General features: G+C 36.9%; 10 protein-coding genes. 6 read left to right on the top strand and 4 right to left on the bottom strand.

Annotation, left to right across the window (positions count from 1 at the left end; translation table 11 throughout):
• Positions 1-4 precede the first annotated feature (4 nt).
• From E5D58_RS11040 to E5D58_RS11065, 6 genes are all read left to right on the top strand, one after another.
• Positions 5-1,195, top strand: coding sequence for an acetyl-CoA C-acyltransferase (locus E5D58_RS11040; RefSeq protein WP_136481925.1), 1,191 nt, complete (start codon positions 5-7; stop codon positions 1,193-1,195).
• A 148-nt stretch (positions 1,196-1,343) separates the two neighbouring features.
• Entirely contained in the window at positions 1,344-1,580 is a 237-nt protein-coding gene (locus E5D58_RS11045; protein ID WP_449397378.1) for a four helix bundle protein, read from the top strand.
• 48 nt (positions 1,581-1,628) lie between these two features.
• Entirely contained in the window at positions 1,629-3,440 is a 1,812-nt protein-coding gene (locus E5D58_RS11050) for an acyl-CoA dehydrogenase family protein (protein ID WP_136481926.1), read from the top strand.
• A 101-nt stretch (positions 3,441-3,541) separates the two neighbouring features.
• The gene (locus E5D58_RS11055) at positions 3,542-4,879 is read left to right on the top strand and encodes a M28 family peptidase (protein ID WP_136481927.1); all 1,338 of its coding nucleotides are present in this window, start codon (positions 3,542-3,544) and stop codon (positions 4,877-4,879) included.
• A 32-nt stretch (positions 4,880-4,911) separates the two neighbouring features.
• Positions 4,912-6,555 (top strand): M1 family metallopeptidase, encoded by a 1,644-nt coding sequence (locus E5D58_RS11060; protein WP_136481928.1) that lies wholly within the window; start codon positions 4,912-4,914, stop codon positions 6,553-6,555.
• Positions 6,556-6,558: 3 nt separating this feature from the next.
• On the top strand, positions 6,559-7,125 hold the full coding sequence (locus E5D58_RS11065) for a YdeI/OmpD-associated family protein (protein WP_136481929.1): 567 nt from the start codon (positions 6,559-6,561) through the stop codon (positions 7,123-7,125).
• 51 nt (positions 7,126-7,176) lie between these two features.
• Here E5D58_RS11065 and E5D58_RS11070 read toward each other — a convergent pair whose 3' ends face one another.
• The 4 genes from E5D58_RS11070 to E5D58_RS11085 all read right to left on the bottom strand — a co-directional run bounded on the left by E5D58_RS11070 (position 7,177) and on the right by E5D58_RS11085 (position 11,470).
• A complete protein-coding gene (locus tag E5D58_RS11070; protein WP_136481930.1) occupies positions 7,177-7,911 on the bottom strand; it encodes a carboxypeptidase-like regulatory domain-containing protein in 735 nt (244 codons plus the stop codon).
• 107 nt (positions 7,912-8,018) lie between these two features.
• Positions 8,019-9,485: a MoxR family ATPase gene (locus tag E5D58_RS11075; protein ID WP_136481931.1), complete on the bottom strand. Its 1,467-nt coding sequence runs from the start codon at positions 9,483-9,485 to the stop codon at positions 8,019-8,021.
• 2 nt (positions 9,486-9,487) lie between these two features.
• Positions 9,488-10,618, bottom strand: coding sequence for a vWA domain-containing protein (locus E5D58_RS11080; RefSeq protein ID WP_136481932.1), 1,131 nt, complete (start codon positions 10,616-10,618; stop codon positions 9,488-9,490).
• Positions 10,619-10,792: 174 nt separating this feature from the next.
• Positions 10,793-11,470: a Crp/Fnr family transcriptional regulator gene (locus tag E5D58_RS11085; RefSeq protein ID WP_136481933.1), complete on the bottom strand. Its 678-nt coding sequence runs from the start codon at positions 11,468-11,470 to the stop codon at positions 10,793-10,795.
• Between the last annotated feature and the right edge of the window lie 24 nt (positions 11,471-11,494).

Here is an 11,494-nt window from a genome sequence, read left to right on the forward strand (position 1 = left end):
AAAAATGAAACAAGCATATATAGTAAAAGCGTATAGAACAGCGGTTGGCAAAGCCCCAAAAGGCGTTTTTCGCTTTAAAAGAACAGACGAGCTGGCAGCCGAGACCATTCAGCATATGATGAAAGAACTTCCCAATCTAGACAAAGCCCGGATTGATGATGTTATTGTTGGAAATGCAATGCCCGAGGGTTCTCAAGGCCTTAATATGGCTAGATTAATTTCTTTAATGGGTCTTAATTCTGTAGACGTTCCCGGGGTAACGGTTAACAGATTTTGCTCCTCAGGAATAGAAACTATTGGCATTGCCACGGCAAAAATACGGTCTGGAATGGCAGATTGCATTATTGCGGGTGGAGCCGAAAGTATGAGCGCAGTCCCAATGACAGGGTTTAAACCTGAATTAAATTATGACATCGTTAAAGCAGGCCATGAGGATTACTATTGGGGCATGGGAAATACTGCTGAAGCAGTTGCCAATCAATTTAAAGTATCGAGAGAAGACCAAGATGAGTTTGCTTATAATTCACATATGAAGGCTTTAAAAGCACAGGCAGAAAACCGTTTTCAAAAGCAAATAGTTCCTATTGAAGTCGAACAAACATACATTGATTCGAATGGAAAAAAAGCAACAAAAACGTATACCGTAACAAAAGATGAAGGACCTAGAGCCGGCACAAGTCTAGAAGCACTTGCCAAATTAAGACCAGTTTTTGCTCAAGGAGGCAGCGTTACTGCTGGAAACTCGTCGCAAATGAGTGATGGGGCGGCTTTTGTTTTGGTAATGAGCGAGACCATGGTTAAAGAACTAAATCTTGAACCTATTGCGAGATTAGTAAATTACGCGGCTGCAGGTGTGGAACCAAGAATTATGGGTATTGGCCCTGTAAAGGCTATTCCTAAAGCCTTAGATCAAGCAGGCCTAAAACAAAATGATTTAGAACTTATTGAGTTAAATGAAGCCTTTGCCTCGCAATCCCTTGCTGTTATACGAGAGTTAAACCTAAACCCGAGCATTGTTAATGTTAATGGTGGCGCTATAGCCTTAGGCCATCCTCTTGGATGCACCGGCGCTAAACTTTCTGTACAGCTGTTTGACGAAATGAGACAACGGAACATGATAGGCAAATATGGAGCAGTAACCATGTGCGTGGGTACAGGACAAGGTGCTTGCGGCATATTCGAATTTTTAAATTAGAATCATGATTTCAAGAATACAGAATCAAGATTAAATGCATAATTTTAAGAATCTCAAAATATGGCAGGATAGTATTACTCTGGTAGGAGACACTTATCAACTAACTAGTACATTTCCTGATTTCGAGAAATTTGGTCTGGCTGTGTAAATGAATAGATGTGTAGTTTCAATCCCTTCTAACATTTCAGAAGGTAGCAGTAAAAGCACAAATAAACATTTTAATAAATACCTTGAAGATAGTTTGGGCTCGGCATTTGAATGGGAAACTCAACTGATTGTGGCATACAATCAAAATTATCTTTCAGAAGAAAAATTTAGTGAATTAGAAAGTAAAATAACTCAAATACAAAAAATGATTTCAAGATTTCAGTCCAGACTAACATAGCAGGTCTTGGTTCTCGATTCTTGGCTCTAACATCTTAAAGCATAACACATGAAAAAAGAAGAAAAAGACATTTTACGTGGTGGTCAATTTTTGGTTAAAGAAATTGACTGTGAAGATATTTTCACTCCAGAGGATTTTAATGAAGACCAGCTTATGATGAAAGAAGCTGTTACCGAATTTGTAGATCGCGAGCTTTGGGCCAATAAAGCACAGTTTGAACAAAAAGACTTTGCTTTAACAGAAACCTGCATGAAAAAAGCGGCAGAACTAGGATTTTTGAGTGTTTCCGTACCTGAAACATATGGTGGCATGGGTATGGGTTTTGTAGATACCATGTTAGTGTGCGATTTCATTTCTGGGGCCACAGGCTCATTTAGTACGGCCTTTGGTGCGCATACTGGTATTGGAACCATGCCAATCACCTTGTACGGTACAGAAGCGCAAAAACAAAAGTATGTACCTAAATTGGCATCTGGAGAATGGTTTGGCTCTTATTGTTTAACAGAACCAAGTGCGGGAAGTGATGCCAATTCCGGAAAGACAAAAGCTGTTTTATCTGATGATGGCAAATTCTATAAAATTACAGGGCAAAAAATGTGGATTTCCAATGCTGGTTTTTGTCATCTTATGATTGTATTTGCCAGAATTGAAGACGACAAAAATATTACTGGATTTATTGTAGAATATGATTCTGCAAACCCTAATGGTATTACCATGGGAGAAGAAGAACATAAGCTCGGTATTCGATCGTCTTCAACAAGACAGGTGTTTTTCAATGAAACTGTAGTCCCAGCAGAAAATATGCTTTCAGAAAGAGGGAACGGTTTCAAAATTGCCATGAATGCTTTAAACGTTGGTAGAATCAAATTAGCTGCAGCATGTCTAGATGCCCAACGAAGAACCATTACCGAATCTGTGAAGTATGCCAATGAGCGTATTCAGTTTAAAACCCCTATCTCTAGTTTTGGTGCAATACGGCAAAAAATCGCCGAAATGGCAACCAATTGTTGGGTAGGCGAAGCTGCCAGCTATCGAGCTGCAAAGAATATTGAAGATAGAATTGAGCTCAGAAAAAATAATGGCAAAGACACCCATCAAGAAGCAGAACTTAAGGGTGTTGAAGAATATGCGATTGAATGCTCCATCTTAAAAGTTGCTGTTTCAGAGTTTATTCAGAAATGTACCGATGAAGGCATTCAGATTTATGGCGGTATGGGTTTTTCAGAAGAAACCCCCATTGAGTCGGCATGGCGAGATGCTAGAATTTCTAGGATTTATGAAGGTACAAATGAAATTAATAGAATGCTTTCCATTGGCATGCTTATTAAAAAAGCAATGAAAGGGCATGTTGATGTGCTAACCCCTGCAATGGCGGTTAAAGACGAATTAGTAGGCATCCCTTCTTTTGAAGTTCCAGATTACTCTGAGTTATTTTCAGAAGAAAAAAACATCATAAAAAATCTTAAAAAACTTTTCTTGATGGTTGCCGGAGCCGCACTACAAAAATATGGTGAAAAGATTGAATCCCAGCAGCAATTAATGCTTGCAGCATCGGATATATTAATTCAAATTTATCTTGCCGAATCGGCTATTTTAAGGGCTGAAAAAATGGCCAAAAAAAATGGCGAAGACCATGCTAAGGAGCAAATAGCTATGGCCAAATTAAACCTGTTCCATGCTATCGATGTTATTGAAACCGCTGGCAAGCACTCTATCATTTCTTTTTCTACAGGAGATGAACAGCGTATGATGCTTATGGGGCTAAAACGCTATATTAAATATGTAAACATGCCTAACATTATTGAATTGAGGCACATTATTGCAGAGAAAGTAATTAAAGAAAATAAGTATTGTTTCTAAATATATGTTTTGAAACAGAGTAGTGACTAACTCAAAATTGTTAAGACGCTTCAAATTTGTTTTTGAAGCGTTTTTATTTTCTGTATTTTTAAAGAAAAAATATGATACGCGTCCTTTTCTTCTTTTTTTCTTGTTGCCTTGTTAATTTGAGCAATGCCCAGACATCTTTAGACATTTACGATATTATTAATAAGGTATCAAAAGACCGCCTCCAACATGATATACAAACGCTTGTTAATTTTGGCACAAGAAATACGTTTAGTGACACCCTTTCTGAGACCAGAGGTATTGGAGCGGCCCGAAGATGGATTAAATCGGAGTTCGAAACTATTTCAAAGTCATGTGACAATTGTTTGAATGTATTCTACCAAAAAGACTTTGTAACCAAAGAAGGAAACAGCCGTGTTCCTCATGATGCATGGGTGGTTAATGTTGTAGCCATCCAAAAAGGAACCACATATCCTAACAGATATATTATTATGAGTGGAGATATTGACTCGCGGGCTAGTGATACTATGGATTTTACTACGGACGCCCCAGGAGCCAACGACAACGCCTCAGGGATGGCTGGTACTATAGAAGCCGCCAGGGTTCTAAGTAAGTATCAATTTAAAAGCAGTATTGTTTATGTGGGGTTATCAGGTGAGGAACAAGGCTTATTTGGTGGTGCTGGACTTGCTAAATATGCCAAAGATAAGAATTGGGAAATTATAGGTATTCTAAACAACGATATGATTGGAAACATTAAAGGGGTTGATGGAGTTATTGATAATAGAACCTTTAGGATTTTTTCCGAACCTACACCTCCAAATGAAACAGAACGCCAACGCATGTTAAGACGTTTTTATGGTGGTGAAGTTGATGGTATTTCCAGGCAACTGGCTCGCTATGTTCATAAAACCACTAAAACATATATGCCTGAGATGAATCCGATGATGGTCTATAGATTGGATCGATTTGGCAGAGGTGGTCATCACCGTCCGTTTAATGACTTAGGGTATGCTGGTATCAGAATTATGGAGGCACATGAAAATTACACGCAACAACATCAAGATATTAGAAAAGAAAACGGTATTGCTTATGGTGATGTTATTGAGCATGTCAATTTTGATTATGCAAAAAAGTTAACGGCTGTAAACGCTATTAATTTGGCAAGTTTGGCGTGGGCCCCTCCTAGCCCTAAAAACGTGGCTATAGGTGGCATTGTTGAGCCAGCTGCTAAATTCAAATGGGACAAATTACCTGGAGCGACAGGATATAAAATCTATTGGAGAGACACTACCTCCCCCACATGGGATAATAGTCGTTATGTTGGAGATGTAGATGAGTTTTTGCTTAGTGGTATTGTTATTGACAACTCCTTTTTTGGAATTTCGGCTATTGGCAAAAATGGTTTTGAAAGCATGGTAACATTTCCTAATCAAATAATTAGAGACTAACATCTTAGTAAATCTTAAAAAAGCATTAATCCATGATCTTTAGATTAATCACGTTCGTTTTTTTAGCCCTTATTGTAACGCCTTTAAGTGCTCAGTTACTGCAAGACAAGCACACTTTTACAAGACAAGATACCCTAAGAGGCAGTATTACCCCAGAACGTTCGTGGTGGGATTTAACCTATTACGATTTAGATATAAAAGTAGACCCAGATAATAGGTTTATCTCTGGAAAGAACACAATTCAGTATAAAGTATTAAAAGAAAATGCTGTGATGCAAATCGATTTGCAGGCGCCTTTAAAACTACTGAAAGCGACACAAAATGGTAAAGAATTAGAAATCAAACAGAAAGGTAATGCTCATTTCATCTCTCTTGCAGACCCACAGTACGTTGAAACCGTAAACAATTTAACCGTTTACTACGAAGGCCATCCTAAAACTGCAGTAAATGCCCCATGGGACGGTGGTATTTCTTGGGAGAAAGATAAAAACGGAAATCACTTTGTAGCCTCCTCATGTCAAGGCTTGGGGGCAAGCGTTTGGTGGCCATGCAAAGACCATATGTACGACGAAGTTGATAGCATGCAAATAAGCGTGAACGTTCCAGCCAAATTAACGAACGTATCCAATGGAAGACTTAGAAGCGTTGAGCGTATTGACGATACAAAAACCTACACTTGGATTGTTAAAAGCCCCATAAATAATTATGGTGTCAATATTAATATTGGAGACTACAGTCATTTTTCGGAAATCTATAATGGTATGGCAGGCGACTTAAGCATGGACTATTATGTACTAAAATATAATCTAGATAGAGCGCAGCAACATTTTAAAGATGCTCCTAAAATGATGAAAGCCTTTGAGTATTGGTTTGGTCAATATCCTTTTTATAGAGACGGCTATAAACTGGTAGAAGTGCCCTATTTAGGTATGGAACACCAGAGTTCTGTTACCTATGGTAATCAATATAAGTATGGATATCTGGGAACGGATTGGTCTGGCACCGGATGGGGACTTAAATTTGATTTTATTATCGTTCACGAATCTGGTCATGAATGGTTCGCCAACAGTATTACCAATAAAGATATTGCAGACATGTGGATCCATGAAAGCTTTACGGCCTACTCCGAAAGTCTGTTTCTTGATTATTATTATGGAAAAAAAGCTGCTTCAGAATATGTTATTGGTACAAGAAAAAACATTCAAAATGACAGACCAATTATAGGCCACTACCATGTTAATAGCGAGGGTTCTTCAGATATGTACTTTAAAGGATCTAACATGCTTCACACACTAAGGCAACTTATTGAAAATGACGAAAAATGGCGACAAATACTTCGGAAAATGAATTTAGTATTTTATCACAAAACCGTGACTTCGAGTCAAATTGAAGACTTTCTAAGTCAGGAAACAGGAATAGATTTAACGGCATTCTTCAATCAATATTTAAGAACTACCAATATCCCAAAGCTGGAGCTTACACGTAAAAAAAGAAAACTACAATATAGATGGACTAATGTTGTGGCTAATTTTGATATGCCTGTTAAGGTGAAAATTGGAGACGATGCTATTTGGATTTACCCGAACTCTGAATGGAAAGCCATAGAAACGCCTTCAAGTAAAACACCTGTTGTGGTAGACAAGAATTTTTATATAGAAACCAATGAAGCTTTCTAGAATTTGAAAAATCTTCCTGAATTATATTTTGAGCGAGATACAGATTGGCACCAATGGCTATTGGATAATCATAATAGAGTAAATGGCGTATATCTCATTTTTTACAAGCTAGAAATGAAGATTCCAACCATGCGCTGGGAAGAAGCTGTAAAAGTAGCTCTGTGCTTTGGGTGGATTGATTCTACCGTAAAAAGTTTGGGTAATGGAAAACGTCGGCAATACTTTTGTCCTAGAAATCCTAAAAGTACATGGAGTGCTCTTAATAAAACGTACATTGAAGAATTAGAACGCCAAGGACTAATCCATGAATCTGGCTACCATATGATTGATTTAGCTAAAACGACTGGAACCTGGACTGCCATGGATGATGTTGAAAATGGCATCATCCCCAAAGATTTACAGACGGCCTTTAACCAAAACCCAAGGGCTTTTAAGAACTATCAAAACTTCTCAAAAGGTTACCGAAAAAGTTACTTGTCTTGGCTGTATAATGCAAAACGCGAAGCTACCCGAATTAAACGCATTACAGAAATCATTATACTTTGTGAAGCCAATATTAAGTCAAGATAATACGCCTCTGTAGTTCTCTTCAAATTAACAAATGTCTTAGGACAAAACTTTTTATGGTACAACAAATGAAACTGCAGCCGCGGAGTTTGCATTAACATTTGGAAATACGGTTGTGTTAAGATCTGGATCTTCGTATTGATTGGACCAAAACGATTCGCCATAACACTTCACATAAACGGTTTGTCCACTTTCGAATCCTAGAGCCTCAAAAGAATCGCTATTTAAATTAAGATTATATGGTGTAATTTGAGCAGGAAAAGCATCTAAAACTGCATCAAAATTCTCACTACTCACATTAGATTGCGTAGAGAAAAAATATCGAATATAGCGAGTATTGCCAATATTAGCAACAGGATCTGTAGTTGCAGCAACGGTTACAGTTCCTGTACCTGTGCTAACAACGAGATTAGTTATTGATGTGGTTGACTTTTGCCCTAATGATGGCGAATCAGTTATAAACGTGTCGCCGTCATTATGTTCTATATCATATTTTTTAAATGTGCCGTAACCCGTTTTCTCATAAACCAGAGTAACGTCACCAAAAGGTACATTTAACAGCCTAAATCTACCTTCGGCATCTGTTGTTGCTGCTATAGACGAACCTTCAACTTTAACCAACATATCCGCATTGTCGATTTCGTTTATGCCTTCATCATACAAATTCACAGTGCCGCTAATATCGGCTGCTGTTGGTTTTGGTGGATCTGGGTTATTATCATTACTATCGCTACACGAAACAAAACCAATAGTGACAAGGAAATAAAATAGTAAAAAATTGGATTTCATAATGTCGAACTTTAAATTAATTAATCTTTTAAATATAACCGTAAAACTTATTCTATTAAGTAAAAAATGGATAATTTATGTACTATTATAAATCAATGAGCTAGAATTTAAATTCCATTTATAAAACTACCATAAGGATCTTTAAATTGAATGCCTTCGGTAAATCTTTTTTTGCTCAGCTGCTTGAATTCAACTAAGGCCCAAAGAACAAATTCTTTAACAAAATAACTATCTTGTTTCGATAAATTAGGCTGATATTCTCCCAATAAATCATCTAAAGGCGAAATTGAATTTAAAAGCGCCTTATATTCCTTATCTCTTAAATCATCTAAAAGCTCCAAACCATCTTTTAAATTAAAGAACCAAGACACAATATCATCATAAGGACTATCATCATCTTGCCTTTTGAGTTTTTCAATAGCTGGAAAGAATTCTGGAAAAAGGCTCTTTACCCCCTCACCTATTAAATTATAGGCAACAACGGCAGCCCCTTCCTGTTCGCCTTCATAAACTAGTTCTACTTTTCCTGTAATAGCAGGGATAATACCAACAAAATCTGATAATCTTATAGTTGTTTGGCCATCTCCGGCAATAAGAGCCCTACGCTCCGCAGTACTCAAAAGGTTTTCTAGAGCTGTAATACTTAATCTGGCACTAACCCCACTTTTGGCATCAACATACTCAGATTCTCTTGCTTCAAAAACGATTTGCTCTAATAAATCCCGCGCTAAATCTGGTACAATTACAGCATTGTTTTGTCCTTCCACAACTTTTGCCTCCTGCTCTGTAATTAATCGAGCTGTTTCAATATCTTTGGGATAGTGCGTTAAAATTTGAGAACCAATTCTATCTTTTAAGGGGGTAACAATACTGCCTCTATTGGTATAGTCTTCGGGATTAGCCGTGAATACAAACTGGATATCTAGGGGTAACCTTAGTTTAAAACCTCGTATTTGAATGTCCCCTTCTTGCAAAATATTAAAAAGAGCTACTTGAATTCTGGCTTGCAAATCTGGCAACTCATTAATAACAAAAATACAGCGATTAGCTCGAGGTATCATACCATAATGAATCACTCGATCGTCGGCATAACTTAGTTTTAAGTTGGCTGCTTTAATGGGGTCTACATCACCAATAATATCGGCTACTGTAACATCTGGCGTAGCCAATTTTTCAGCAAACCGTTCACTTCTATGTAACCATGATATTTCTGTGTAATCACCTTCTTTTTTTATAACTTCAATAGCATACCTACTAATAGGGTTTAATGGATCATCATTAATTTCAGAGCCTTTTACACAAGGAATATATTCATCCAATAAATTTAGCATTAAGCGTGCCAACCTTGTTTTTGCCTGACCTCGCAATCCTAAAAGGTTTATATTATGCCTTGATAGTATAGCCCGTTCTAATTCTGGAATAACCGTGTTTTCATATCCATGAACACCATTAAAGGTTGTTTCATTATTTTTGATTTTTAAAATTAGGTTGTCTCTTAACTCTTCCTTAATAGATTTACATTTGTAACCCGCTGCTTTTAAATCTCCTAAAGTTTTAATACTTTCTATTTTCATATTTATCCTTTAATTCTTTTTTTTCTGTTGGTTTCATAATCTTCAAAAATCATTTCCCCAAGTCCCTTAAGACCGGTGTAAAAAGCTTTTCCTTGGTTAGCATATGTGAACTCTCTAACAAATTGCATCAAATAACTATCTTGAGCAATCATAAACGTGGTGATTGGAATATGCAATCTTCGGGCTTGCTGGGCCATGGCATAACATTTATTAACAATATGCTCATCTAACCCCATACTGTTTTTGTAATATTGGCCATCTGGCAACCTCAAACAACTGGGTTTACCATCTGTAATCATAAATATTTGCTTGTTGGTATTACGCTTCCTTCTCAACAAATCCATGGCCAGTTGTAATCCAGCTACGGTATTGGTATGATAAGGTCCCACCTTAAGATATGGCAGGTCTTTTATTTCTATTTGCCAGGCATCATTCCCAAAAACCAATATATCAAGCGTGTCTTTGGGGTATCTGGTAGTTATCAATTCGGCTAAAGCCATTGCTACTTTTTTGGCAGGTGTAATTCTATCTTCACCGTATAAAATCATACTATGACTAATATCGATCATGAGCACCGTGCTCATTTGCGCCTTATGCATGGTTTCTTCAACAACCAAATCGTCTTCAGTCATAGAAAAATCTGTAATACCATGACTTATTTGAGCGTTTTTTAAACTTTCAGTCATCGAGACTTTATCTAAAGCATCGCCAAACTGATAAGCACGATAATCACCTGTATGCTCATCTCCCAAACCTGGGCTTTTACTTTTATGGTTACCTTGTCCACTTCGTTTAATTTTTCCGAAAATCTGATCCAAAGCTTGTTGTCTAATAGCCCGTTCGGTTTTTGCAGTAATAGCCATACCTTCCCCGTTACCATCGGGATCTATTTCTTCCTTAATATACCCTTTCTTTTTTAAGTCCTCTATAAAATCTTCAATAGTATACTCGGGTGTTGTTAGATTATATTCTTTGTCAAGTTCTCGTAACCAGTCGATAGCTTCGTCAAAATCACCAGAAGTATGGGTTATTAACTCTTTGAAAATCTCAAAAAGTTTATCGAATGGCGATTGATTAGGCACTTTGTATGTATTGAACACAAACCCCTTTTTTGGTATTTCTTTTTTGTCCATAGCGTTATAAAAATACTATAAATAACAGAGAAGACTCAGTCATTAACATTTATTTAAATAATGTCATGATAAATTTTCGCTATGTTCAAGAATTTAATCCTAGAAGCAGGTAAAAAGTAAATTACGCCGTAATTCTTTTTTTAGAAAGCCTAAACTGGCGATAGAAAAAATGTTCTATTCGATACGCTTAAGCGCCGCCAGATTTTCTATTTTTATATATTTCCCGACTGTAGAAATCGTGCCTTCCTTTTTAAACTGAGACAACACTCTAATCGCTGATTCTGTAGCAGTTCCAACAATATTTGCATAATCCTCTCTTGATAAGAGTACACTTAATGTTCCGTCTGGATTTGTCCCAAAACTGTCATGAATGTATATGAGTGTTTCTGCTAACCTTTGACGAACAGATTTCTGAGCCATATTTACTATAATATCGTCAGAATCTCTTAAATCATGAGCCATATCTTTTAATACCTCAAGAGAAAACTTGGAGTTCTTTTGTAAGTCGGCAAATATTTCACTCTTGGGAATAAAACAAACCTCCATATCGTTTAATGCCGTGGCTTGTAAATTAGAACTCTCTTCGCTTATTAAAGATCGTTGTCCTAATAATTGCCCCTTCACAACCATTTTTACAATTTGGTCTTTACCATTTTCACTCAATTTCGATAACTTGCAAATACCATCTCTAACACAATAAACACCATTTAGCACCTCGCCTTCTTCAAAAATAATCTCTCCCTTTTTTATCTTCTTTGATGTTTTACATCCAGAGATGCGTACCAGTTCATCCTTAGTTAATGCTTTTAGAGAGTTAAACTGCTTAATTATACATTGTTCGCACTTGCCCATAATTCCATATTAGAGTACCGTAAA

The organism is Cognatitamlana onchidii, from assembly GCF_004804355.1.
Classification (GTDB): domain Bacteria; phylum Bacteroidota; class Bacteroidia; order Flavobacteriales; family Flavobacteriaceae; genus Cognatitamlana; species Cognatitamlana onchidii.

Bases quoted from the DNA above. Each gene is read 5' to 3' on its own strand.
- E5D58_RS11040 (WP_136481925.1), top strand. From the start codon at position 5: ATGAAACAAGCATATATAGTAAAAGCGTATAGAACAGCGGTTGGCAAA.
- E5D58_RS11045 (WP_449397378.1), top strand. From the start codon at position 1,344: ATGAATAGATGTGTAGTTTCAATCCCTTCTAACATTTCAGAAGGTAGC.
- E5D58_RS11050 (WP_136481926.1), top strand. From the start codon at position 1,629: ATGAAAAAAGAAGAAAAAGACATTTTACGTGGTGGTCAATTTTTGGTT.
- E5D58_RS11055 (WP_136481927.1), top strand. From the start codon at position 3,542: ATGATACGCGTCCTTTTCTTCTTTTTTTCTTGTTGCCTTGTTAATTTG.
- E5D58_RS11060 (WP_136481928.1), top strand. From the start codon at position 4,912: ATGATCTTTAGATTAATCACGTTCGTTTTTTTAGCCCTTATTGTAACG.
- E5D58_RS11070 (WP_136481930.1), bottom strand. From the start codon at position 7,911: ATGAAATCCAATTTTTTACTATTTTATTTCCTTGTCACTATTGGTTTT.
- E5D58_RS11075 (WP_136481931.1), bottom strand. From the start codon at position 9,485: ATGAAAATAGAAAGTATTAAAACTTTAGGAGATTTAAAAGCAGCGGGT.
- E5D58_RS11080 (WP_136481932.1), bottom strand. From the start codon at position 10,618: ATGGACAAAAAAGAAATACCAAAAAAGGGGTTTGTGTTCAATACATAC.
- E5D58_RS11085 (WP_136481933.1), bottom strand. From the start codon at position 11,470: ATGGGCAAGTGCGAACAATGTATAATTAAGCAGTTTAACTCTCTAAAA.